21 protein-coding genes are annotated in these 22,938 nt (G+C 65.1%); 6 read left to right on the plus strand and 15 right to left on the minus strand.

Features of this window, described 5'->3' with window-relative positions; genetic code table 11:
- The first annotated feature begins 30 nt into the window (after nucleotides 1-30).
- The 3 genes from uvrC (at nucleotide 31) to NTCA1_RS01935 (ending at nucleotide 5,713) form a co-directional block, all read left to right on the plus strand.
- Nucleotides 31-1,974 (plus strand): excinuclease ABC subunit UvrC, encoded by a 1,944-nt coding sequence (gene uvrC / locus NTCA1_RS01925; protein WP_159827732.1) that lies wholly within the window; start codon nucleotides 31-33, stop codon nucleotides 1,972-1,974.
- 121 nt (nucleotides 1,975-2,095) lie between these two features.
- Complete coding sequence (locus NTCA1_RS01930; RefSeq protein ID WP_159827735.1) at nucleotides 2,096-2,830, plus strand: bifunctional 2-polyprenyl-6-hydroxyphenol methylase/3-demethylubiquinol 3-O-methyltransferase UbiG; 735 nt, start codon at nucleotides 2,096-2,098, stop codon at nucleotides 2,828-2,830.
- 189 nt (nucleotides 2,831-3,019) lie between these two features.
- Nucleotides 3,020-5,713, plus strand: coding sequence for a M1 family metallopeptidase (locus NTCA1_RS01935; protein WP_159827738.1), 2,694 nt, complete (start codon nucleotides 3,020-3,022; stop codon nucleotides 5,711-5,713).
- Nucleotides 5,714-5,916: 203 nt separating this feature from the next.
- Here the strand turns inward: NTCA1_RS01935 and NTCA1_RS01940 are convergent, their stop codons facing one another.
- The 3 genes from NTCA1_RS01940 to NTCA1_RS01950 form a co-directional block, all read right to left on the minus strand.
- Complete coding sequence (locus NTCA1_RS01940; RefSeq protein ID WP_201282392.1) at nucleotides 5,917-6,777, minus strand: transcriptional regulator; 861 nt, start codon at nucleotides 6,775-6,777, stop codon at nucleotides 5,917-5,919.
- The gene (locus NTCA1_RS01945; protein WP_159827741.1) at nucleotides 6,774-7,922 is read right to left on the minus strand and encodes a GNAT family N-acetyltransferase; all 1,149 of its coding nucleotides are present in this window, start codon (nucleotides 7,920-7,922) and stop codon (nucleotides 6,774-6,776) included. Before NTCA1_RS01945 ends, NTCA1_RS01940 begins: the two co-directional genes overlap by 4 nt.
- Nucleotides 7,923-8,039: 117 nt before the next feature.
- Nucleotides 8,040-10,133: a sodium-translocating pyrophosphatase gene (locus NTCA1_RS01950; protein ID WP_159827744.1), complete on the minus strand. Its 2,094-nt coding sequence runs from the start codon at nucleotides 10,131-10,133 to the stop codon at nucleotides 8,040-8,042.
- 518 nt (nucleotides 10,134-10,651) lie between these two features.
- Here NTCA1_RS01950 and NTCA1_RS01955 point away from each other — a divergent pair.
- Nucleotides 10,652-11,260, plus strand: coding sequence for a hypothetical protein (locus tag NTCA1_RS01955; protein WP_159827747.1), 609 nt, complete (start codon nucleotides 10,652-10,654; stop codon nucleotides 11,258-11,260).
- Between the two features lie 422 nt (nucleotides 11,261-11,682).
- Here the strand turns inward: NTCA1_RS01955 and thiL are convergent, their stop codons facing one another.
- From thiL to NTCA1_RS01980, 5 genes are all read right to left on the minus strand, one after another.
- Nucleotides 11,683-12,642 carry a thiamine-phosphate kinase gene (thiL, locus tag NTCA1_RS01960; RefSeq protein WP_159827750.1) on the minus strand — a complete coding sequence of 320 codons (960 nt, stop codon included), beginning with the start codon at nucleotides 12,640-12,642 and terminating at the stop codon, nucleotides 11,683-11,685.
- 70 nt (nucleotides 12,643-12,712) lie between these two features.
- Entirely contained in the window at nucleotides 12,713-13,168 is a 456-nt protein-coding gene (gene nusB, locus NTCA1_RS01965; RefSeq protein WP_159827753.1) for a transcription antitermination factor NusB, read from the minus strand.
- Complete coding sequence (gene hisD, locus NTCA1_RS01970) at nucleotides 13,165-14,454, minus strand: histidinol dehydrogenase (protein ID WP_159827756.1); 1,290 nt, start codon at nucleotides 14,452-14,454, stop codon at nucleotides 13,165-13,167. Before hisD ends, nusB begins: the two co-directional genes overlap by 4 nt.
- Nucleotides 14,454-15,110 (minus strand): ATP phosphoribosyltransferase, encoded by a 657-nt coding sequence (hisG, locus tag NTCA1_RS01975; RefSeq protein WP_086490422.1) that lies wholly within the window; start codon nucleotides 15,108-15,110, stop codon nucleotides 14,454-14,456. The genes hisD and hisG overlap by 1 nt, the downstream gene beginning before the upstream one ends.
- A 62-nt stretch (nucleotides 15,111-15,172) precedes the next feature.
- Nucleotides 15,173-15,445 carry a BolA family transcriptional regulator gene (locus NTCA1_RS01980; protein WP_201282402.1) on the minus strand — a complete coding sequence of 91 codons (273 nt, stop codon included), beginning with the start codon at nucleotides 15,443-15,445 and terminating at the stop codon, nucleotides 15,173-15,175.
- Between the two features lie 39 nt (nucleotides 15,446-15,484).
- Here NTCA1_RS01980 and NTCA1_RS01985 point away from each other — a divergent pair, with 39 nt between their 5' ends.
- Nucleotides 15,485-16,075, plus strand: coding sequence for a DnaJ domain-containing protein (locus tag NTCA1_RS01985; RefSeq protein WP_086490420.1), 591 nt, complete (start codon nucleotides 15,485-15,487; stop codon nucleotides 16,073-16,075).
- 263 nt (nucleotides 16,076-16,338) lie between these two features.
- On the plus strand, nucleotides 16,339-17,550 hold the full coding sequence (locus NTCA1_RS01990) for an IS256 family transposase (protein WP_099231114.1): 1,212 nt from the start codon (nucleotides 16,339-16,341) through the stop codon (nucleotides 17,548-17,550).
- Between the two features lie 1,053 nt (nucleotides 17,551-18,603).
- On the opposite strand, the gene NTCA1_RS01995 is transcribed toward NTCA1_RS01990, so the two are convergent.
- The 7 genes from NTCA1_RS01995 to NTCA1_RS02025 form a co-directional block, all read right to left on the minus strand.
- Entirely contained in the window at nucleotides 18,604-19,062 is a 459-nt protein-coding gene (locus NTCA1_RS01995; RefSeq protein WP_086490418.1) for an SRPBCC family protein, read from the minus strand.
- Nucleotides 19,063-19,102: 40 nt separating this feature from the next.
- Nucleotides 19,103-19,768: a glutathione S-transferase family protein gene (locus NTCA1_RS02000; RefSeq protein WP_159827762.1), complete on the minus strand. Its 666-nt coding sequence runs from the start codon at nucleotides 19,766-19,768 to the stop codon at nucleotides 19,103-19,105.
- Nucleotides 19,765-20,265, minus strand: coding sequence for a VOC family protein (locus NTCA1_RS02005; RefSeq protein WP_159827767.1), 501 nt, complete (start codon nucleotides 20,263-20,265; stop codon nucleotides 19,765-19,767). The genes NTCA1_RS02000 and NTCA1_RS02005 overlap by 4 nt, the downstream gene beginning before the upstream one ends.
- Complete coding sequence (locus NTCA1_RS02010; RefSeq protein ID WP_159827770.1) at nucleotides 20,262-20,888, minus strand: glutathione S-transferase family protein; 627 nt, start codon at nucleotides 20,886-20,888, stop codon at nucleotides 20,262-20,264. The genes NTCA1_RS02005 and NTCA1_RS02010 overlap by 4 nt, the downstream gene beginning before the upstream one ends.
- An 85-nt stretch (nucleotides 20,889-20,973) precedes the next feature.
- Nucleotides 20,974-21,774 (minus strand): VOC family protein, encoded by an 801-nt coding sequence (locus tag NTCA1_RS02015; protein WP_159827773.1) that lies wholly within the window; start codon nucleotides 21,772-21,774, stop codon nucleotides 20,974-20,976.
- Between the two features lie 2 nt (nucleotides 21,775-21,776).
- Nucleotides 21,777-22,148, minus strand: coding sequence for a DUF1428 domain-containing protein (locus tag NTCA1_RS02020; RefSeq protein WP_086490414.1), 372 nt, complete (start codon nucleotides 22,146-22,148; stop codon nucleotides 21,777-21,779).
- Nucleotides 22,149-22,150: 2 nt separating this feature from the next.
- Nucleotides 22,151-22,825, minus strand: a complete 675-nt coding sequence (locus tag NTCA1_RS02025) for a glutathione S-transferase family protein (protein WP_086490504.1) — start codon at nucleotides 22,823-22,825, stop codon at nucleotides 22,151-22,153.
- Between the last annotated feature and the right edge of the window lie 113 nt (nucleotides 22,826-22,938).

Raw genomic sequence — 22,938 nt, forward strand, 5'->3', positions numbered from 1 at the left:
CTTCGGCGCATCAATCTCTATCTGGCGCTGATGGCGCGAACACCTGCCGGAACTCCCGAACACCCCAAGGGCACCGAACGCTTCAACGAGGAGCGGGCGACGTTCGTCCTGCGCGGCTCAGACCAGCCGGACCTCCAGGCGGGCGTCGAGGCGATCCGCGAAGTCGTGCGCACGCTGCCGCCGCGACCCGGCGTCTACCGCATGCAGGATGCGCGCGGCGACGTGCTCTATGTCGGCAAGGCGCGGGTGCTGCGCAACCGTGTTGCCAACTATACCCAGTGGGAGCGCCTGCCCGGGCGCCTCCAGCGCATGGTCAGCCAGACGCGCAGCATGACCATCGTAACCACCAATTCCGAGGCCGAGGCGCTGCTGCTGGAAGCGCAGTTGATCAAGCGCTTCCGCCCGGCCTACAACGTGCTGCTGCGCGACGACAAGTCGTTCCCCTTCATCCTGCTGCGCGCGGAGCACGACTTCCCGCGTATCATGAAGCATCGCGGGGCGCGCAAGATGAAGGGCAATTACTACGGCCCCTTCGCCAGCGCCGGTTCGGTGAACACCACGATCAACGCGCTGCAGAAGCTGTTCCTGCTGCGCTCCTGCACCGACAGTTTCTTCGCGCGGCGTGACCGGCCCTGTCTGCTCTACCAGATCAAGCGCTGCTCGGCGCCCTGCGTCGGCCGGATCGACGAGGCGGGCTACGGCGAACTCGTGAAGGAAGCCAAGGACTTCCTGGGCGGCAAGTCGGGCGCGGTGCAGAAGAAGATTGAGAGCCAGATGGCCGAGGCCGCCGCGGCGCTGGACTTCGAGCGGGCGGCGATGCTGCGCGATCGCCTGCGCGCGGCAACTTTCATCCAGGGCAGTCAGGCGATCAACGCCGAAGGCATGGACAGCGCCGACATCTTCGCCATGGCCTGCAAGAACGGCCAGATCGGCGTCCAGGCCTTCTTCATTCGCGGCGGCCAGAACTGGGGCCACCGCGCCTTCTTCCCGACCCATACGGAGGGGCTGTCGGAAGAGGAGGTGTTCCAGAGCTTCCTCGCCCAGTTCTACGAGGAAGTGCCGCCTGCGCGCACGATCCTGGTCGACCGTGAACTGCCCGAGGCCGAACTCATGGCCGAGGCTTTTCGCGAACTTGCGGGCGGCAAGGTGGAGATATCGGTGCCCCAACGCGGCAGCCGTCGCCGCCTGATGGATCAGGCCGTGCGCAATGCCGTGGAGGCGCTCGACCGCCGCATGGCCGAGCGTGGCTCGCAGGCCAAGATCTGGCGCGAGATGACGGAATTCCTCGAACTGCCGGACCTGCCGCAGCGCGTGGAAGTCTACGACAACTCGCATATCCAGGGCAGCAAGGCGGTCGGTGCGATGGTGGTGGCGGGGCCGGAAGGCTTCATGACCAGCCAGTACCGCAAGTTCAACATCCGCGAGGCGCAGAGCAACGACGACTTCGCGATGATGCGCGAAGTGATGACCCGCCGCTTTGGCCGGGTTCAGGAGGAAGACCCGGAGCGCGAGAGCGGCACCTGGCCCGACCTCGTGCTGATCGACGGCGGCAAGGGCCAGATGAGCGCGGTGAAGGATGCGCTGGAGGAACTCGGCATCGAGGACGTGAACCTCATCGCCATCGCCAAGGGGCCGAACCACGGGCGCGAGGGGCGCGAGGTGTTCCACTTCCCCGACGGCCGCGAAAAGATGCTGCCGGTGAACTCGCCGCTGCTGTTCCACCTCCAGCGGCTGCGCGACGAAGTCCACCGCTTCGTCATCGGCGCGCACCGGGCCAAGCGCAGCCGGGCGATCACTGCCAGTCCGCTCGACGAGATCCCCGGCATCGGCCCGGCACGCAAGCGGGCGCTGCTGCTGCACTTCGGCACGGCGGGCAAAGTGCGCGCGGCCAGCCTGGCGGACCTCCAGCGCGCGCCCGGCGTCAGCGCGGCGGTGGCGCAGACGATTTACGATTTCTACCATCCGAACGGCTAACAGTCCCGCTTTCACAAGGTTCTGCATGTTCCTTCCGGTTGGACCGTAAATCTCGGATTAAATTCCGAAAAATCGGAAGCGCAGTTTTGCCAATTGGATGAATCGCTGCTAGGTCTGCTGTATGGCTAACAGTGATAGCAATTGGCGCCTTTGGGGTGAGCGGGATCCTTATTATGCAGTGCTTACCGATCCGCGCTTCCGCGATGGTAGCATAGAGCATAATCGCAGAACTTTCTTCGAAACCGGCGAAGTCTTCATTCGGCACTGGCTTGCACAAATAGAGATGCACTTTGGTGCTTTACCGCGCGGGCGGGCGCTCGATTTCGGCTGCGGGGTTGGACGATTGACGCTTCCGCTGACCGACCATTTCGAATCGGTAGTCGGCCTCGACATCTCCCCAGCCATGTTGGAGGAGGCGCGCCGCAACAGTGTCGGCCGCCGGATCAACTACCTGCTGTCGGATGATGCCCTGTCCCGGGCGGAGGGGCAGTTCGATTTCGTGAACAGTTTCATCGTGTTGCAGCACATCCCGGTCAAGCGTGGGCTGAAGGTGTTGAACCGGTTGCTTGAAAGCGTCGCCCCAGGCGGTGGCTGCCTGATCCAGTTTTCGATCCGGCGTCGGCACGGCTGGCGGCATGAACTGCTTTATCGACTACGCCACCGCGTACCCGGCGGGCAAGCGCTGATGAACCTGCTGCGCGGCAAGGCGGTCGATGCGCCAGCAATGCAGATGAATGAATATTCGCTTGATGTTGTGCTTCGCCGATTCCACGAATGCGGCTTTGCCAAGATGCTGGTACGTTTCGAAGACCATGGCGGAACAGACACTGCGATGATTTTGGCACGGCGTAGCTGACGGGGCAGCAAGCGTTCGCAGAGGCCCCTGGTTCGATACGAACGACCGACTCTGCTCGACGAACAGCATTACGGCGGGTGGTGGTCCTGAGCGCTTAACGCTACTACGCGCACATCCAGCGCGCGCATCGCCGCGCGAAAGCCGTCGTTCTGCCTATTTGCTGATCGGTCTTTCGGAGCCTTCCTGACCATGCGTTTTACCCTGCGTAACCTCACCACGGCCGGTGCCGTGATTGCCTTTGCCGTTTCCGCGGCCTTCTCCTCGCACGCCTTCGCTGCTTCCGTGCCGCCCGCCGCCTCGGGAGAGCCGGTGCCGCTGGCCGAGACCGTGCCCAGCGACCTGCCGCGCAATGCCCGGCCCACGCATTACCGCATCGAAGTGACCCCCGATGCCCAGAAGCTGACCTTCACCGGCACGGTTTCGATCGACCTCACCGTCTTCACCGCCAGCGACGCGCTGACCCTGCACGGCAACGGACTGACCGTCTCGGCGGCCAGGCTGGTCGCCGCGAACGGCACGCAGGTCGCGCTTCAGACCACGGCCGACGACAAGGCGCAGACCCTGCGCTTCGCCGCCGGAAAGCCGATCGCGCCGGGCAAGTACCGGCTTGAGGTGAACTACGGCGGCAAGATCGGCACGCAGCCCTCGGGCCTCTTCGCGCTCGACTATCCCGACAAGCGCACTGGAAAGGATGTGCGTGGCATCTTCACCCAGTTCGAGGCGCCCGATGCCCGCCGCTTCGTCCCGAGCTTCGACGAGCCGAGCTACAAGGCGACCTTCGACCTTACCGCCGTCGTCCCCGCCGATCGCATGGCCGTGAGCAACATGCCGGTGAAGGGCCAGGAAATGCTTCCCGGCGGCCTCAAGCGCGTGGTCTTCGCCACGACGCCGAAGATGAGTTCCTACCTGCTGTTCTTCGGCATGGGCGATTTCGAGCGCAGCGCCAAGAAAGCGGCGGACGGCGTCGAAGTGGGCATCGTCTCGCCCACCGGCAGCGGCGCGAAGGCGGACTATGCCCGCGACGGCCTCGCCCAGATCCTGCCCTGGTTCGACGACTATTTCGGCGTGAAGTTCCCGCTTCCCAAGCTCGACAACATCGCCGCGCCCGGCTCGTCGCAATTCTTCGGCGCGATGGAGAACTGGGGCGCGATCATGACCTTCGAGCGTATCCTGCTGCTCGATCCCGCCGTGACCAGCCCCTCGGGCAAGCAGAGCATCTACAGCGTTCAGGCGCACGAAACCGCGCACCAGTGGTTCGGCGATCTGGTGACGATGGCCTGGTGGGATGACATCTGGCTGAACGAGGGTTTCGCCAGCTGGATGGCCGACAAGGTCACCGATCACTTCAACCCGGAATGGAACTGGAAGCTGAACGGCATCGACGGCCGCGAAGGCGCCATGGCGCTGGACGCGCTGCCGACCACGCACCCGGTGGTGCAGAAGGTCCGCACCGTTTCCGAGATGGAACAGGCCTTCGATTCGATCACCTACCAGAAGGGGCAGGCGGTCATCTCGATGCTGGAGGACTACGTCAGCGCCGATACCTGGCGCGCGGGCATGCAGACCTACATGCGGAGCCACGCCTTTTCGAACACCAGCAGCCGCGACCTCTGGGCGGCGATGGAATCGGCGGGCGGCAAGGACGTGGACCTGATCGCCGAGGCCTTCACCCATACGCCGGGCGTGCCGTTGCTGCGCGTGAACGTCTCGGCCTGCGCCGACGGCAAGACCCGCCTCGACCTGACGCAGGACGCATTTTCGCTCGATCCCTCGACGCGGGACGGCGAAAAGCCGACCTGGCCGATGCCGCTGCTGATCCGCGCCGGTAACGGCGAACCCATGCGCCACCTGATGACCGCACGGACCGAGAGCCTGACCGTCGACAGCTGCGATGCCGTGCTCGTGAACGCGGGCCAGCTTGGCTATTATCGCACGCTCTATGACGGCAAGGCGCTCGATGCGCTGGTGTCCGCCTTCGGTTCGCTGGCGCCGATCGACCAGTACGGCCTGCTGCGCGACAACCTCTCGCTGTCGCTGGCCGGTTATCAGGACATGTCGGCGGGTCTGCGCCTGCTGGCCTCGGTCCCCGGCACTGCCGATGCGACGCTGGCGGGCAAGGTCGTCGGCCAGTGGGAAGGCGTCTACGGCCTGCTCGACGACGCCAAGGTAAAGGCCAAGGTCGCGGCGCGTATCTCCAAGACCTGGGCCCCGCGCCTCGACACGCTCGGCTTCGATCCGGTGGCGGGTGAGCCGCTGACCGATACCAAGCTGCGCGCGCAGTTGATCGATACGCTCGGCTCCATCGGCGACAAGCGCGTCGTGGATGAAGCGCGCCGCCGCCTCCAGGGCCTCGCCGCCGATCCCAAGTCGCTCGACGGGCCGCTCAAGGGCACCTGGCTCGGCGTCGCCGCCACCAACGCGACCCGCGCCGACTGGGAGCTGCTGCGCCAGCAGGCCGCCAAGGCGACCAGCTTCGTCGAACGCCAGCTCTACTACACCGACCTCGGCATGGTGCGGGACGAGGCGATTGCGAAGGACGCCCTCGCGCTCGCGATCTCGGGCACGCCGGACGCCACCAGCGCCTCGCAGATCATCACCACGGTCGGCCGTGCCCACCCGGAGATGACCTTCGATTTCGTCCGCGAACATCAGGCGGCGATCGACGGGCTGATCGAACACTCGGGCCGCGCGCGCTTCTTCGCACGCATCGTCGCATCGAGCACGAACCCCGAGATGGTCGGCAAGATCGAGGCCTATGCCGCGACGCTTCCGGCCGACGAGGCTAAGCCGGTGGTGCAGGCTGTGACCGGGCTGAAGGAGCGTTTGGCCAATCGTCCGCGGCAGCGGGTCGAGGTTGCGGCTTGGGTCAAGAAGGCGAAGTAAAAGAGGAAGATTCCGGGGCCCTTCGACAAGCTCAGGAGATCCCCCGGACCTTCGGAATGGCTACCTCGCGCGCCACCTATCCGTTGTGCGCTCTTTGCGGCGCAGCCAATAAGTCTCCCGACGCAGCCATGGGCGCGCAACGGCGTTGGTCCGCGTGACCTAGACGTTAAAGGGGTGCAGGGGCGATGGCCCCTGCTTCTCCCTTACTTCCCAAACCTGCGAAGCACCCGCCAGGCCAGAGCCTTCCCCCGGTTCCGCGCAGGCCACCGCCCTGTTCGGCGCGGCTTCAGCCCCAGCCCCCGCAGCCATCCGTTGAACGCCCGCGCGTCCGCTTCGGCGAAGCTCCATTCCGAGCGCCAGGTGATCGACAGCGAGACCGAGGGTGCGGTGCCATTGCGCACGAAATGGGGTGCCATGACCGGCACGTAGACGGCCTCGCCGGGCGAGAGCGCGACTTCGGTGCCGCCGGGGAGCAGGTCGTCGTGCCAGCGGAGTTCGCGGCCGCCGCCGGTGTGGTAGGTTTCGTGGACCTGGTCCGGTGCGAAGCGGGGATCGCCTGCGGGGAACTGGGTCATGACCTTGGCGCCGCGCAGTTGCAGCAGGATATTGTGCTCGGGATCGAAGTGGTAGGGGGTGACGCCGCCTGCGGAAGTGATGAAGGCGAAGGCCTGGAGCTTCATCATGCGGCCGGTCCTGGCCTCGATCGCCGGGCGCAGTTCGTCCAGAAGTTCGCCGAGCAGGCGGGCGTAATCCGGGTGCTGTTCGATGTTCTTGATGACGGCCCAGGAATTGGTCGTCTCGATTTCGCGGATGGTGCGGCCGATGGGGATGCCGGTGGGCGCGGGCTTGCCGTCCACGCCGAGGGGCTGGTTTCCGAAATTGTACTCGACCGAAGCGGCGGGCAGCGATTCCGCGAGGGCGGCCAGCGCTTCCAGTGACATAAGCGGATGGTCACCGAGGGCGTGGGTCAGCTTGTGCGGCACTTCGGGGTAGTTCGCGGCAAAGCGGGCGCGGGTTTCTTCGGGGAAGACGGCGGCGCTCGGGGATTTCGAGAACAGGTTCACAGGCTCCCTCCTGCGGGGCTGCGCGCGGTTTCCGCGCGGACGAAATGGCGGAACAGGCGGCGGCGGATCGGGCCGCCGATGGCGATCGAGAGCCGTGCCATCGCGCGGCGTTCGCGCCAGATATGGTCGATCATCGGATGGTCGGCGGCCGCGCAGCTGTCGGTCCAGGCGATGTCTGCCCGTTCGAGAATTTGCAGGTTTTCGCGCTGGAGCAGGACGCCGGGGGAGAAGCGGGAATAGCGCTCGTCGAAGGCGGTCTTGAAGGAATAGGCGCCGGGCGGGGTGAGAAAGCTGGCGAGCATGGCGATCGGGCGCCCGTCCAGCGTGAGCGAGAGGCGTTCGAGGCGCCCGCGCGCGGCGGCGCCTTGCAGGCTGTCGCGAAAGAGGCTGTCGGTGGCGGCATGGTTGGCGAGCGCGGAGCCTGCCTTGCCCTTCCAGCCGGAGGCTTCGAGCGCGAGAAAGGCGTCGCACCAGGTGGCAAGGTCCTCCCCGTCCTCGCGTCGCTCCACTGCGAGGGTTCCGGCTTCGGCAAGACGGCTGGCCTGACGGCGCAGTTCCTTGCGCTTCTTGCCCGAGAGCGAGGCCTCCAGATAGGCATCGGGCGAATGGTCGGAGGCGAGCAGGGCGCGGTCCTCGCGCAGGACCACTTCGCAGTGGCGTCGCTGCTCGGCCAGAACCCGCGAAAGCGCGGCATGGAGCGGGCCTTCGAGGGGGATGGCCCGGAGGTGCAGGAACAGTGCCCGTTGCGCCGCCCGGTCGGCCCAGTCCAGCACGGCTCGCCAGAACAGGTCTTCGGCGCCGCGCCGGACAAGCGGAGCGCCGCAGAAGCAGTTGTCGTGCAGCCAGCTTGCCAGATGGGGCACCGGCCAGCGGTAATAGCGCGGGCTGCGCAGGACCGGGAGCAGCCCGGCAAGCTGTCCGCCCATCTCGAAGCGCAGGATCATGACGGCATCGGTCTGCGGAAGGCGGCGCAGCGAGGGCAGGAGATACCAGCTTTCGAAGAAGGGATTGGGCTCTCCGGCGTCGAGGGCGAGACGGTCCCATACGGGAACGTCGGTTTCCAGCGTCCGCCATGGCGCGCAGTGCAGCGAAGGGGCCGCCGAGGCGGTCTCTTCGCGAACCGAATGGGCCTCTGGGTCGAACATGGTCTCGCCTGCTTATCCTCGCGGGCGTTCTAGCGCGTCGCCCTCAAGGAAGTGCTAACGCGGGCAGGGAAAAGCCCCGGCGGATCGCTCCGCCGGGGCTCTAACCGTCGAACCGGATCAACCCGCCGCCAGTGCAGCGAGGAGCAGCAGGGCGACGATATTGGTGATCTTGATCATCGGGTTCACCGCAGGACCGGCCGTGTCCTTGTAGGGATCGCCCACGGTGTCGCCGGTCACGGCGGCCTTGTGGGCTTCCGATCCCTTGCCGCCGTGGTGGCCGTCCTCGATGTACTTTTTGGCATTGTCCCAGGCGCCGCCGCCCGAGGTCATCGACAGCGCCACGAACAGCCCGCCCACGATCACGCCCAAGAGCAGCGCGCCCAGCGCCGCGAAGCCGTTCTCCGTGCCCGCGACGGCGGAGATCACGAAATAGACAACGATCGGCGCCAGCACCGGCAGCAGCGAAGGCACGATCATCTCCTTGATCGCGGCCTTGGTCACGAGGTCCACGGTCCGCGCATAGTCCGGCTTGGTCTCGTAAATCATGATGCCGGGATTGGCCTTGAACTGCTCACGCACGTCCTTGACCACGTCGCCCGCCGCGCGGCCCACGGCAGTCATGCCCATGGCCCCGAACAGGTAGGGCAGCAGCGCGCCGAGCAGCAGGCCGACGATGACGTAGGGGTTCTCCAGGCTGAAATCGACCGAGAGGCCGGGGAAGAACTCCTTGAGATCGGTGGTATAGGCCGCGAAGAGCACCAGCGCGGCGAGGCCCGCCGAGCCGATGGCATAGCCCTTGGTAACGGCCTTGGTGGTATTGCCCACGGCGTCGAGCGCGTCGGTCTTCTCGCGCACGGCATCGTCGAGGCCTGCCATTTCGGCAATGCCGCCGGCATTGTCGGTGACGGGGCCATAGGCATCGAGCGCGACGACCATGCCTGCCAGGGCCAGCATCGCAGTGGCCGCATAGGCGATGCCGAGCAGTCCGGCGAGCTGATAGGCGATGACGATGCCCGCCACGATCACCAGCGTCGGCAGCGCTGTGGCTTCGAGGCTGATCGCAAGGCCCTGGATCACATTGGTGCCGTGGCCGGTTTCCGAGGCTTTGGCGATCGAGCGCACCGGGCGGTAGCCGGTGCCGGTGTAGTACTCGGTGATCCAGATGATCAGGCCGGTGATGACCAGGCCGAGCAGCGCGCAATAGAACAGCGTGCGGCCGGTGAAGCCGGTCTCGCCGATCATGGCATTGATGCCGCCGAGGGAGAAGTCGATCGCCCACCAGATTGCCGGGATCGAAAGCACGGCAGTGACCAGGAAGCCCTTGTACATGGCCCCCATGATGTTCTGCGATCCGCCGAGCCGCACGAAATAGGTGCCGACGATCGAGGTGACGATGCAGACGCCGCCGATCAGCAGCGGTAGCGCCATCAGGCCTTCGAAATTGTCGATGCCCTTCATCAGGAGGGCGGTCAGCACCATCGTCGCGCCCACGGTGACCACGTATGTCTCGAACAGGTCGGCGGCCATGCCGGCGCAGTCGCCCACGTTGTCGCCCACATTGTCGGCGATGACGGCGGGATTGCGCGGGTCGTCCTCGGGAATGCCCGCCTCTACCTTGCCCACCAGATCTGCGCTGACGTCGGCCGCCTTGGTGAAGATGCCGCCGCCGAGGCGCGCGAAGATCGAGATCAGGGAAGCGCCGAAGGCGAGGGCGGTGAGGCCCTGGACCACGGTGCGGTCCTCTCCGCCGACGTCATGCCCGCCCGGGCCGGTCAGATACCAGTAGAACACCGCGATGGCGAGCAGCGCCAGCCCCGCCACCAGCATGCCGGTGATGGCACCCGCGCGGAAGGCCAGCGTCAGGCCCGGCTGCAACCCGGTCTGCGCGGCGGCCGCGGTGCGCACGTTCGAGCGCACCGAGATGTTCATGCCGATGAACCCCGCCACGCCCGACAGGATCGCGCCGATGATGAAGCCTATGGCCGAAACCGTCCCCAGCGTGACGACGATGATCAGCGCCACGACGATGCCGACGATGGCGATCGTGGAATACTGGCGCCTGAGGTAGGCCTGCGCGCCTTCCTGAATGGCGGCTGCGATGTCTTGCATCTTCTGGTTCCCGGCCGGAGAGCCGAGCACCTGGCGGCTGGTGACGAAGCCATAGAGAATGGCCAGAAGCCCCAGGACAATTGCGATCGTGACTGGATTCACAAAACGCCCCCTTTTTCCCAACGATGTATTGACGGGTTCTCCCGTTCTGAAGGTAAAGGGCTATAGACAAGCGCGATTACTGGCAAGCGACTTCGTTTGCGGGCGATTTTCCCGCGATGGGGCGATGCGTGTCGAGCCGTTCGATCATGCCCTTCCGCGTCATCCTGAACCTGGTTCAGGATCCATTGTGCCGCTCAAGTCGAGCGTGATACAGCAAGCTGGTCCCTCGGTTGGTGAACGCAGCGACCGGGCTTCCTGCGGGATGGACCCTGAGCCGAAGGCCAGTGCAGCCATACAAGTTCAGGGTGACGCCGCCGGGTTGATTGCGGATCAACCGCCACCGGGCCTCAACTCCACCCCACTCAGGAACCCCACCCCGCTCAGGCTGAGCTTGTCGAAGCCCGCCCGCAACGCCAGGGCATTAGCCAGCCTGCCCGTAGCGCCACGCCTCGGGGCCTTCGACAGGCTCAGGCTGAGCGCTTGGAGGCCGTGAAAGGCGGTTGAGCGGACCCTGCGGCTTGAACAGCAGGATCGCGGACATAGATGTTGATGTGCGTGACCGGAGCAAGCATCATCCACCCATGATGACATTGCTGGTACTCGCCGCCGCTGCCGGCTCTGCTGGTCCACCGACAACGCCGCCGCTCTGCGTGCCGGTAGCCTCCGATAACCTGCGACCGACAACGTCCGATATCGAAGAGCACAAGAAACTGCGACAAGCGCTCAACGAGCCAATGCCTGAAGAGCGGCAGATGGTAATGCTTCACGGAAAAGGCGGGCATCTGTCTACGGAGGAGTACAGCATTATCGTGGCTCGTTCCCCCGATGGACAGTGGCGCGGAACAGCAGTCGGTCGCCGGCGGATCGCCGTGGAAGGTGCCCCATTCACCCCTGTGCAGCGAGCGGAATGGGTTCTCGATGATGCGAGCGGGAAACGCCTCAACGACGCGATTTCTCGAACGTGTCCCTTTGATCGTGCAGCGGGAAATGACCGGATGCCGGAACCGCCGCCCCGTGGCTATATTTCAGAGAAGATGGATGTGGTGTCGGCGGGACGCCAGAACTATTCGTTCTATGTCGGTGAAGGAGGGGAAGCTGTCGCCGCTCTGATCCGTCCTCCGCGTTAGATATTCTTGCCGCATGAAGTGGCTGTGAGGACTATCCCCAAGGTTCACGGGGCCGTTCCACTTAACCCCACCCCGCTCAGGCTGAGCCTGTCGAAGCCCGCCCGCAACGCCAGACCAATAGTCCGATGGCGTCCCATTCCCAAATCCTCCGTCGCCGGAATGGTACTTGCTACGCCGGCCAATGCTGATGACCTCGAACGCCGTAGCGCCTTGCCGCAGGGGGCTTCGACAAGCTCAGCCTGAGCGGGGATGAGGGGGAAGAATGGGAAGAGTGGTTTGCGCAAAGGCGCGGAGGTGTTGCAGGTCGCAGTGAACTACCTTGCGGAAATCGCGGCGCTGGAAATGAGCGAGGCCTTGCAGCACGAACGGGCTCTTTGCGCCTCCGCGCGCACCACTCTTCCCTTCTATCCGCAACGTCGCCCTCAGTGCTGATACCCCAGCCTCTCCGGCAACGGAACAGGCGCGCCCTTCCACTCCAGGGCGATGCCGCTGCCTTCCGTCACCGTGCCGACGGCATGGACGCCGGTACCGAGCGCCTTCGCGGCGGCGCGGACGTAGGCGCTGTTCACGGGGGGGGCGGTGAACAACAGGACGTAGTCGTCGCCCGCGGTCATGGCCGAAATGCGCTTGTCGAGATCGTCGCCGAGCGTGGCGACGAAGGCGCGGGAGAGCGGGACATGCTCGGCGGTGATGGCGATGGAGATGCCGCTGGCCTCGGCCATGCGCCGCGCATCGACCAGGAGGCCGTCGGACACGTCCATCATCGCCGTCGCCAGCGGAGCGAGCGCCACGCCCAGCGCCGGTTCGGGCATCGGGCGGCGGTAGCGGTCGGACAGCCAGGCGGCTTCCGGGGTCTGCACCTTGCGGCCGGAAGTCAGCAGTTCCAGGCCGAGGCCGGAATCGCCGAGCGTGCCGCTCACCCAGACGAGATCGCCGTTCTGGGCGCCGCTGCGCGAGGGGACCGGGCAGTCCTCGGGGCCGCGGCCGAGGGCCGTCAGCGAGAAGCTGCGCGCCGAACCTTGCGGCATGCGCACGGTGTCTCCGCCCAGCAGCGGCAGGTGAAAATGGCGGCAGGCCAGTTCCAGCCCGGCGAGGAAGGCGCGGTCCCATTCCTCTTCGCCCAGGGCGTGGGACTTGAGGCAGCCGAGCGGCTCGGCGCCCTTGGCGGCAAGGTCGGAGGCATTCACGGCGACGAGTTTCCAGGCGACGTCCTCGGGCGGATCGTCGGGCAGGAAATGGACGCCCTCCACCAGCGTGTCCATCGTCAGCACCAGCTTCTCGCCCCCGAATTCTAGCACGGCGGCGTCGTCCGCCAGGCCGCGTGCGGCGGGGCTGACGGCAATGGCGCGCAAGGCGTCGATGAAGGCGAATTCGCGGCTCATGACATGACAATGGGCCCCGCGGGGCCCATTGTCGAGATCAGGTGTGAACGCAGTAATGCTGCGCAAAAAATCAGCGTACTGCCTTGGCCACCGCATCGAGCACGCCGTTGACGAACTTCGCTTCGCGCGCGTCGAAGAAGGCGTGGGCGACGTCGAGATATTCGCCGATCGCCGCGCCGGTCGGCACGTCGGCGCGGGCCAGCAGTTCGTAAGTGCCGGCGCGCAGGATCTGCAGCATGGTCTTGTCGAGACGGGCAAGCGACCAGCCTTCGGCCAGCTTGCCGGAGAGCAGTTCGTCGATCTCGTCGCGGCGGGCGATCACGCCCTTCACCACGTCGTCGAAGAAGGCGACTTCGGCATTGGCGTACTGGTCCTCGTCGATTTCCGCGCCGAGCCGGTGGCGGTGGAATTCGTCGAGCAGGATGGCCTGCTGGGTGCCTTCCATCTCGAACTGATAGAGGGCCTGGACGGCGGCAAGGCGCGCGGCGGAGCGGGCCTGCTTGGAATTCGGCTTGGAGTTGCTCATCGGGAAAGTCTCACGGAAATGGAGCGCGCGTGCGCGGGAAGCCCTTCGGCATCGGCAAGGGCAACGGCGGCGGGGCCGATGGCCTCAAGCGCCGCCTGGTCGAGCTGGATGAAGCTGGTGCGCTTCATGAAATCGAGAACGGAAAGCCCCGAGGCGAACCGCGCGCGGCGCCCGGTGGGCAGCACGTGGTTGGGACCGGCGACGTAATCGCCGACCGCTTCGGGGGTCATGCGGCCCAGGAACACCGATCCGGCATGGCGGATCTGGCGGAACAGGCTTTCGGGATCGTCGGTGGCGATCTCGACATGTTCGGCGGCGAGGGCATCGGCCAGCGCCGGAGCCTCGTCGAAGCTTTCGACCACGACGATCACGCCGTAGTCGTTCCACGACTGGCGCGCGGTCGCCTCGGTGGCGAGGGCGGAGAGTTCGATCTCCACCGCCTCGGCCACGGCATCGGCATAGGCGGCATCGTCGGTGATGAGGATCGACTGCGAGGTGGGATCGTGCTCGGCCTGGCTCAACAGGTCCGCAGCGATGCGGCGCGGTTCGTTCTTCGCGTCCGCGATCACGAGGATTTCGCTCGGGCCTGCCACCATGTCGATGCCGACGACGCCGTAGAGCTGGCGCTTGGCTTCGGCCACCCAGGCATTGCCGGGGCCGGTGATCACGTCGACGGGCGCGATCCTGTCGGTGCCATAGGCCAGCGCGCCCACGGCATGGGCACCGCCCACGCGCCAGACTTCATCGACACCGGCAAGGTGCGCAGCGGCGAGGACGAGCGCATTGACTTCGCCCTTGGGGGTCGGCGTGACGACGACGAGACGCTCGACACCCGCGACTTTGGCGGGGATCGCGTTCATCAGCATCGACGAGGGATAGGCCGCGCGGCCGCCCGGTACGTAGAGGCCGGCAGCGTCTACCGGGCGCCACACCGCGCCGAGGCGCACGCCCGCCGCATCGGTATAGTCGCGGTTTTCGGGCAGCTGCGCGGCGTGATAGGCGCGGATGCGCTCCGCCGCGAGTTCGAGGGCGCTGCGAAGTTCGGGCGACAGGGCCTCGAAAGCGGCGCGGCAGGTCTCTGCGTCGATGCGCCAGCCGGTCTGGTCGAGATCGTGGCCGTCGAAACGGGCGGTGTAGTCGGCCAGCGCCGTATCGCCCCGCTCGCGCACGGCGGCGAGGATATCGGCCACGTCGCGCGCCACGTCCGTCGCGCTCTCGCGGCGGTCGGCGACGACGCGCTGGAAGGCCTCTGCGAACCCGGCATCCTTGCTGAAGAGGCGTTGCATCAGGCGGCGGCCTTCCGTTCGGCCACCAGCGCGCGGAAGGCATCGACCAGCGCGGCGACGCGCTCGTCGGTCTTCAGGGCAGCGCGGTTGACGATCAGGCGCGCGGAAATGTCGAGAATGCGGCTCGTTTCGACGAGGCCGTTTTCCTTGAGCGTGCGGCCCGTGGAGACGAGATCGACGATGCGGCTCGACAGGCCGAGCGACGGCGCCAGTTCCATCGCGCCGTTCAGCTTCACCACTTCGGCCTGCACGCCCAGCTTCTCGTAGTGCTTGCGCGTGAGGTTGGGATACTTGCTGGCCACCCGCAAGTGCGACGGCAGGGCGCCGCCGACTTCCCCCTCACGCTCGGCAACCGACAGGCGGCAGTGGCCGATATCGAGGTCGACCGGGGCGTAGAGGTCAGGGTAGGCGAACTCTTCCACCACGTCCGAACCGACGATGCCCACTTGCGCCGCGCCATGCGCCACAAACGTCGCCACGTCGAAAGCGCGCACGCGGATCAGGCGCATCTGGCTGTTCTCGCAGGCAAAAGAGAGCGCGCGAGACTTCTTGTCGTGGAACTCCGCCTCGGGCACCACGCCTGCACGCGCCATCAGCGGCAGCGCTTCGTCGAGGATTCGGCCCTTGGGCACGGCGAATGTAAGGGTTGTCGGCATGGTGCGCGCATTTAGGCGCGCATTGCTAAAAGGGCAACCGGGGATAAGTCGCTCCCCCGGCACTACTCTCCGGGCGCGCGGGCCTTGATGGCGATGGCGTGGACGCGCTGGCCGGGAATGTCGCCCAGCGCGGCATTGACCTGGCGCTGGCGCTGCAGGCGGGAAACGCCCGCGAAGGCGGGGCTTTCGATTGCGATGGTGAAGTGCGATTCGCCCGTGCCGTCGTCGCCCATATGGCCCGCGTGGCTGGCGGAATCATTGATGACGTCAAGACGGGTGGGGGCGAAGGCGGCTTCGAGAAGCTGCCGCATTTCCTGTTCGATCGATCCGGTCATGTCTTCCATTTAGGCGCTCGATCCCCCATCTGGAAGCCGGTGAGACAATCTAGATTTCATGGCAGGGTCGAATCCGGCGGTCGCATGTGCAACTGGCCGGGTTGCGAAGAGGCGGGCGAGTTTCGCGCACCGGGCGCGCGCCTGCCCGGTTTCGACGGTCCGGGGGATTACCGCTGGTTCTGCCTCGACCACGTTCGCGAATTCAATTCGGGATACGACTACTTCGACGGCATGAGCGCGGAGGAAATCTTCCGCGCCCAGTCTCCGCTGCACGGCTGGGAAGCGCAGAGCCGCGCATTCCGGCCGGACGCGGGCGTGGACGGCACCCCGCGCTGGGCCGATTTCGCCGACCCGCTGGAAGCGATCAGCGGCCGCGCCAGAGCGCATATGCGCCAGCGCCAGGCCGACCTGAAGCCGGAGAATGCCCGCTTCAACCCCGAGGAACGCCGCGCGCTCGGCGTGCTGGGGCTGGAAGGCGACATCGACGGCAAGACGCTGCGCCTGCGCTACACCCGGTTGCTGCGCCAATACCACCCCGACCACAACGGCGGCGACCACAGCCGCGCCGCCCGCCTTCAGGGCGTGGTCGAAGCTTATCAGCTTCTGCGCAAGTCTCCGGCACTGGCTTAGGGGCTGGGCTGGGATCGAATTCGAGGCAGCAAGGTAACGGGTAAGCTTGGAGTGCGAGGCAGGCATTTCTCCCGGCTCACCCGGCTCATCTCTCCCAACCCACGTTAGCGTCCGCGCTCGTGGTGTAATTTCCGGTGTAGATTGAGGTGATCGCATGGGGTTGGGCATGCCCAACCCCATGCGATTTCGAACTCGGTGGCCACCGGGCTCATCGGTAAGGTGGAGTTACCACACTTCACACGCCCACCGAGGAGTTGATCCCGATGACCGACGACAGACTACCGCTTGCCGAACTGATGGCGAAGACCGGAGATGGAGATTTCCTGCGTACGATCGCCGAGAGCGTATTGCAGATCATTATGGAGGCCGATGTCGACGGCCTGGTCGGCGCTGGCCGCCATGAACGATCGGGCGAACGCACGACCTGGCGCAATGGCTACCGCGACCGCAGTCTCGATACCCGGCTCGGCACGCTCAACCTCAAGATCCCCAAGCTGCGGACCGGCGCCTACTTCCCCGGCTTCCTGGAGCCGCGCAAGACTGTTGAGAAGGCGCTGGTCGCAGTAATCCAGGAGGCGTGGATTGCCGGGGTCAGCACCCGGCGCGTCGATGAGCTGGTGCAGGCGATGGGCATGACCGGGATATCCAAGTCCTCCGTGTCAAAGCTGTGCAAAGACATCGACGAGCGCGTCCATGCCTTCCTCAAGCGCCCGCTCGCCGGTGACTGGCCCTACCTCTGGCTAGATGCCACCTACCTCAAGGTGCGCGAGGGGGGACGGATCGTCAGTGTCGCCGCGATAATCGCCGTCGCCGTCAACACTGAGGGCAAGCGCGAGATCGTCGGCCTGCACATCGGCCCTTCCGAAGCCGAGCCCTTCTGGTCGAGCTTCCTCAAGGACCTCTCCCGCCGCGGCCTGACCGGCGTGAAGCTGGTCATCTCCGATGCCCACGAGGGCCTCAAGGCAGCGATCACCCGCGTGCTCAGCGCCACCTGGCAGCGCTGCCGCGTCCACTTCATGAGGAACGCGCTCGCCTACGTGCCCAAGGGCCAAAACACGGTTGTTGCTGCTGCGATCCGCCAAGTCTTCCTCCAGCCCGATCATGCGGCCGCAACTCAGGTCTGGCGTCAGGTCGCCGATCAATTGCGCGCCAGATGGCCCAAGCTCGGCGCCTGCATGGACGATGCCGAGCACGACGTGCTCGCCTACATGACCTTCCCCGAGCAGCACCGGGTCAAGCTTCACAGCACCAACCCGCTGGAACGCCTGAACAAGGAAGTGAAGCGCCGCGCCGATGTTGTCGGCATCTTCCCGAACGAGGACAGCATCATCCGCCTCGTCGGTGCCGTCCTGCTCGAGCAGAACGATGAATACCAGCTCCAGCACCGCTACATGCAGATCGAGGGCATGGCCGCCCTTGCCACACCCATAACCGAGGAGGTTCAGCCGCTACAGATTACACCCAAGGCCGCCTGAAAATGCAGCCCGATGGCCAGCACCGAAATTACACCACATTGACGGACGTGACCCAACCCACCCCCGCTCATCCTGAGCCTGTCGAAGGATGGGAGGCCTCGCGCCACGCATCAGGGGGCTTCGACAAGCTCAGCCTGAGCGGGTGGGGAGGGCAGCTTTTCGATTTGAGCTTTTCGAGGTGATTAGTCAGCTTCCGGTGAGCGGCGCTGCACAACGCTCAGGCTTGAATTGCGGGTGAGCAGCCTTCTCGTTTCCTCACCTCGTCATCCTGAACTTGTTTCAGGATCCATCTCGCCGCTCAGGCCGAAGCCTTGTAAGGCAAGCTGCGCCTTGGTTTGTCAAACATGGCGACAGGATTTCGGCGAGATGGACCCTGAAACAAGTTCTGGGTGGCGAGTAGGAAATGCGGGATTTATACAAATAACAAGTAGTGTCAGGTAGTTCAGGGGGATGGCTTTTAATGTCTCGCACGGATGTCTGGGGTTACTTTAAATGGAACTACACGTCTCGGGATTTTTCCATGCCGCCTCGTTATCGTAAGAGAACAGTTGTAATTGCGACTATATTCCTAATTGCCGGTATTGGGATTGGAATGATAATTCCGAGGTCAGCTCCAGTCAGTCCTCCAAGTCATCAAGAAGCACGGCGGCCCAATCCCGCACTTCCTGGAAGGAACATGTGGTCGCCGGATATTCGACACGATCCCTACGTAATCCAAGAGCAAATGAAAATTGTCGAACAGATGGAGCGGGAGTGTCGGATATTTAAAAGGAACTGCGAACTGGCTGGGGCAGCCCGACAATCGCTGATTGGCGATGCAAAATGAAGACCTTGGCTACGGAAAACGATAATCGCTGATAGTACGTCCGAAGTTGGCCATGAGCTGCCATTGCAGCGACGATCTGCAATGCGGGCGAAGTCGGCATTGCATGAGAGAAGAAACAAAGAGGTTCGCGCGAAGGTGCGGAGGCGCAAAGGTGTTGCGTATCCGCGCCTTCTCGCGAATCATTTTCCTTAAAAACCGACAAACTAGGCGCAGCGCAGAACTGCCGCTCAGACTTTCTCCCGCTCGCAGATTTCCGCGAGCTGGTCCGCGCAGGCGCCCCAGCCATCGGTGAAGCCCATTTCCTCGTGCTGCTTCATCGTTTCGGCGGTCCAGTGGCGGGCGATGGCGGTGTAGCGGGTGCCGCTGCCTTCGGGGGCGATTTCCCAGATGCCGATCATGAAGGGCCCGGAGGGGCGCAAGTCGCGGGTCACGGCGTCAGTCGAGGCGTAGCGCCTGCCTTCATCGTAGGCGAGGTAGATGCCGTCCTGCGGGGCGACTTCGCCGTCGGGGCCGTACATGGTCATGCGGCACACGCCGCCGGGGCGGCGGTCCTGCTCGTCGATCTCGACGCGCCAGGGGCGGGGGCACCACCATTCCTCCTGGCGATTGGCCATGACGTCCCAGACCAACGCGGGCGGCGCATCGATATAGCGGGTGATCGAGAGTTCGTTGTCCGTGTCGCTCATAGGTCTCTCCTTGATTGCGCTGTTCTCAATCCCGCAAGTTTCAATCCCGATCAGGTGCCCCAAGCGGGAAGTAGGACCGGAACGGGCGGGCATCCTCCACGCAGCGCGAGATGGGGGGCAGGGCCAGCAGATGCGCGCGCCAGGCGCGCAGGCGCGGGCGGTCTTCCTGGATCGGGTGAACCCAGTCGGCATAGAACAGCGAAGGCGCCGCGGCGCATTCGATCAGCGAGATCTGGTCCATCTGCGGATAGAACTTCAGCCAGCCTTCCAGCCAGGCATAGACCCGGTCCAACTGCGCGCGCGCCTCGGCGCAGCGGGTCTGGTCCGGGTTGGCGCCGTCGCGGATATATTCGTTCACCACGATCTGCATGACGTTCATGACGTAGTTGTCGAAGACCCGGTCGAGCATGCGGATCGCCACGGCCGCGTCGGGGTCTTCAGGGATCAGAATGCCGGGGGCGACATGGTGGCGATCGAGGTATTCGATGATCGTGGTCGCCTCGAACAGCAGGTTCTCGCCGTCGCGCAGGACCGGGAACTTGCCGAGCGGCCCGGCCATCTGCACGACTTCGGTGTGCTGGGGATGCTCCGGGTCGACGACCCGGAAGGCGAAGGGCACTTCATAGGCGTAGAGCGGGATCAGCGCCTTCCAGGTATAGGACGAGAAGGGATGGCCGAACAGTTCGAGGCTCGGCTCCGGGTTCACGCCTGTGCCCCGGCGAGCGCGGCCTCGATCGCGGCAACGTCGATCTTGCGCATGGTCATCATCGCTTCCATCGCCCGTTTGGCCGCGGCGCGGTCGGGGTGGGTCAGGGCATCGCTGAGGACCTTGGGCGTGATCTGCCAGGAAAGGCCCCACTTGTCCTTGCACCAGCCGCACATGCTTTCCGCGCCGCCGTTGCCGACGATGGCGTTCCAGTAGCGATCGGTCTCTTCCTGGGTGAGAGTCTCGACCTGGAACGAGAACGCCTCGGTCTGCGGGAAAGTGGGGCCGCCGTTGAGGCCGATGCAGGCGATTCCCATGACCGAGAATTCCACGGTGATCACGTCCCCCGCCTTGCCGTCCGGGTAGTCGGTGGGCGACTGGACCACGCGGCTGACATGGGTGTCGGGAAAGACGGTGGCGTAGAACCGGGCGGCTTCCTCGGCGGTGCCGTCGTACCAGAGGCAGACGCGGTTCTTCGCCGCTGCTTCAGCGCTCATTTCTTCATCTCCCCGATCAGGGTATTGTCCACGGCCTTGGCGGCCTTGTAGGCGTCGCGGGCCTGGAGACGCTCGGCATAGGCGACGAAGGCGGGGCGAGGGGGCATCGTTCCGAACGTCAATCCCCAGTCCACCGCGCTGCCGACGTAGACGTCGGCCATCGTGAAGCGGCTGCCGCAGACATAATCCGCGTTTTCGAAATGGCTCTCCAGCGCGTTCATCGTGCGCTCGAAATTGCCCCAGCCCGCCATCATTTCCTGGTCGGGCGAAGGCTCGCACTTGAAATGGCGCGAGGTGATCGCCTGTTCGACGGGGCCGGAGGCGAAGAAGGTCCAGCGGTAGTAGTCCGCCATCTCCCCGTCGCTGGGCAGCAGGCCCGCCTCGGGGTGCATTTCGGCAAGGTAGAGGCAGATGGCCGCCGCCTCGGTGACGACGCGGTCGCCACCCTCGGCATGGTGGACGATGGTGGGCACCTTGCCCATCGGGTTGACGGCAAGGAAGCCTGCGGGCTTGTCCTTCCAGTCGACCAGGACCTGGCTGTAGTCTGCCCCGGCTTCATGAAGCGCCCAGCGGGCGATCTGCCCGCGCGACATCGGATTGGTGTAGAAGGTGTAGTCGGCCATCTTCGCTACTCCGTCATCTTCGATGAGGCGGAACAATCAAGGAACATCGCGCCGCCGTCAATGGCCTTTGCAGGGATGTCGCAGCTCAGTCTCCCTTGGGGCCGACGAGGCCGAAGCCCGCGCCTTGCGGATCCAGCGCGACCACGATCCAGTCACCGCCGGGAACCTCGTGCGGGCCCATCAGCACTTGCCCGCCATTCGCCTCGATCGCCTTCTTCGCCTCTGCGATCGAGGGGACGCCGAAGTAGAACATCCAGACGGAGGGCTGGCTTTCCTCCTGCTGCTGCATGATCGCGCCGAGTGTCTGGCCGTGGTGGCCGATGAAGCAGTAGTCGCCCATCTCGCCCATCGACATCTTCTCGTCGAAAGTGAAGCCGAAGTGCTTGCCGTAGAAGGCCATGGAGCCTGCCTGATCGGGGCTGGCCAGCTCGTTCCAGCGCACGTGCTGGTTCTCGGACACGGAGAACACGTCGCTGAAGGCATCCGGCTGGTCCGCGGGCGGGATAGGCTTCATCAGGTAGATCGGTACGCCCTGCGGGTCCGCCACCATGGCGATGCGGCCGACGGGCAGGTCCATGGCGGGCATCTGCACTTTGCCGCCTTCGGAGACGATGGCCTCCACTTCGCCGTCCACGTCCTCCACGTAGAAGTAAGGCAGCCAGATCGGTCTTGCACCGCCCTCTGCCATCTCCCCGGTGATCTGCATGGCGCCGCCCGCCATGCCGCCGTCGTTGCGGACGATCATGCGATAGTCCATGCCCCCGGCGTCGGGATCGGCATGAGTGGCGATCGTCCAGCCCACGACCTCGCGGTAGAAGGCGGCGGCGCCTGCGATGTCGCTGGTGAGCAGTTCGTACCAGATGAAGCTGCCGACGGGATTGCCCATGGCTATTCTCCCAGTTCCAGAACGGATTCGAAGCCGCCGTAGATCATCCGCATGCCGTCGAAGGGCGGCGGGTTATTGGCGGGATCGAAGCGCGGGTCGTTCTTCATCAGCTCCATGAGCAGGCCCATCTGCCGGTCGCGCGTGGCCTTGTCGGGCCATTCGATCCAGCTGAAGCAGACCACTTCGTCTTCCTTCGCTTCTACCGAGCGGAAGAAGTCCGTCTGCTTCCCGTGCTGGACGTCGTCCCCCCAGCATTCGACGACGCGCGTGGCGCCGTATTCGATGAAGTATTCGTCCATCTCGCGGGCGTGGGCGATGAACTTGTCCTTGTTGGCGGCAGGGACGGCAAGCACGAAACCATCGACGTAGGGCATGGCTATTCTCCAGATTGGGCGGGAGAGGCGTAGCTTTCGAGTTGTTCGGCAAGCGCCCGGCGAAAGGCCGGACGGTCTTCCCCGCGCGCCTTGTAGGCGGTGAGCGTGGGATAGGCTTCGAGGATGGGCGCATGGTCGATGATGCGCAGCACGGTGACCATGACGATATCGGCCACGGAGAAGGTTCCCGCCAGCCAGTCGCGTTCCCCCAGCGCGTCCTGGGTGGCGGCGAGGCGGGATTCGAGCAGTTTCAGCGCGCTCGGCCGCGCCTCTGCGGCCCAGCTCTTGCCGGCATGGAAGATATCCAGCGCGCCGATTTGCGCCACGAACGGCTCCACGCTGTTCAGTGCTGCGAAAAGCCAGGTAATAGCCTGCCAGCGTGTGGCGGGATCGGCCGGGAGCAGCCGTTCGTCCTGCTCGCCGAGATAGAGCAGGATCGCGCCGCTTTCGAACAGGCGCTGGGCGCCGTCGTCGAAGGCGGGCACTTGCGCGAAGGGCTGCCATTCCCGGTAGGCATCCGGGCGCGGGTGATAGACGTCGAGGAGTTCCGTCCGATAGTCCCGGCCCAGTTCCTCCAGCGCCCATCGGATGCGCAAGTCGCGCACTTGACCGCGCGCGAAGGCGGGCACGTCGGCATAGGCGGTGATCAACGTGGAGGCGGATTCGCTGCAAGGCATCGGCATCTCTCCAGTGATTGTGACGGCCCGTTTTGAACGGCGCGATTCTTTATTGCCGGAGCCTGACCTTTTAGGTTACAAAAAGCAACCATGAAGTTGAAAAAGGAAACTGC

The sequence above is a fragment of the Novosphingobium sp. TCA1 genome (assembly GCF_009811895.1).
GTDB lineage: Bacteria > Pseudomonadota > Alphaproteobacteria > Sphingomonadales > Sphingomonadaceae > Novosphingobium > Novosphingobium panipatense_A.

Coding starts and splice junctions, on each gene's coding strand:
- uvrC (WP_159827732.1), top strand. CDS start 31: ATGGCGCGAACACCTGCCGGAACTCCCGAACACCCCAAGGGCACCGAA.
- NTCA1_RS01930 (WP_159827735.1), top strand. CDS start 2,096: ATGGCTAACAGTGATAGCAATTGGCGCCTTTGGGGTGAGCGGGATCCT.
- NTCA1_RS01935 (WP_159827738.1), top strand. CDS start 3,020: ATGCGTTTTACCCTGCGTAACCTCACCACGGCCGGTGCCGTGATTGCC.
- NTCA1_RS01945 (WP_159827741.1), bottom strand. CDS start 7,922: ATGTTCGACCCAGAGGCCCATTCGGTTCGCGAAGAGACCGCCTCGGCG.
- thiL (WP_159827750.1), bottom strand. CDS start 12,642: ATGAGCCGCGAATTCGCCTTCATCGACGCCTTGCGCGCCATTGCCGTC.
- nusB (WP_159827753.1), bottom strand. CDS start 13,168: ATGAGCAACTCCAAGCCGAATTCCAAGCAGGCCCGCTCCGCCGCGCGC.
- hisD (WP_159827756.1), bottom strand. CDS start 14,454: ATGCAACGCCTCTTCAGCAAGGATGCCGGGTTCGCAGAGGCCTTCCAG.
- hisG (WP_086490422.1), bottom strand. CDS start 15,110: ATGCCGACAACCCTTACATTCGCCGTGCCCAAGGGCCGAATCCTCGAC.
- NTCA1_RS01980 (WP_201282402.1), bottom strand. CDS start 15,445: ATGACCGGATCGATCGAACAGGAAATGCGGCAGCTTCTCGAAGCCGCC.
- NTCA1_RS01990 (WP_099231114.1), top strand. CDS start 16,339: ATGACCGACGACAGACTACCGCTTGCCGAACTGATGGCGAAGACCGGA.
- NTCA1_RS01995 (WP_086490418.1), bottom strand. CDS start 19,062: ATGAGCGACACGGACAACGAACTCTCGATCACCCGCTATATCGATGCG.
- NTCA1_RS02005 (WP_159827767.1), bottom strand. CDS start 20,265: ATGAGCGCTGAAGCAGCGGCGAAGAACCGCGTCTGCCTCTGGTACGAC.
- NTCA1_RS02010 (WP_159827770.1), bottom strand. CDS start 20,888: ATGGCCGACTACACCTTCTACACCAATCCGATGTCGCGCGGGCAGATC.
- NTCA1_RS02015 (WP_159827773.1), bottom strand. CDS start 21,774: ATGGGCAATCCCGTCGGCAGCTTCATCTGGTACGAACTGCTCACCAGC.
- NTCA1_RS02020 (WP_086490414.1), bottom strand. CDS start 22,148: ATGCCCTACGTCGATGGTTTCGTGCTTGCCGTCCCTGCCGCCAACAAG.
- NTCA1_RS02025 (WP_086490504.1), bottom strand. CDS start 22,825: ATGCCTTGCAGCGAATCCGCCTCCACGTTGATCACCGCCTATGCCGAC.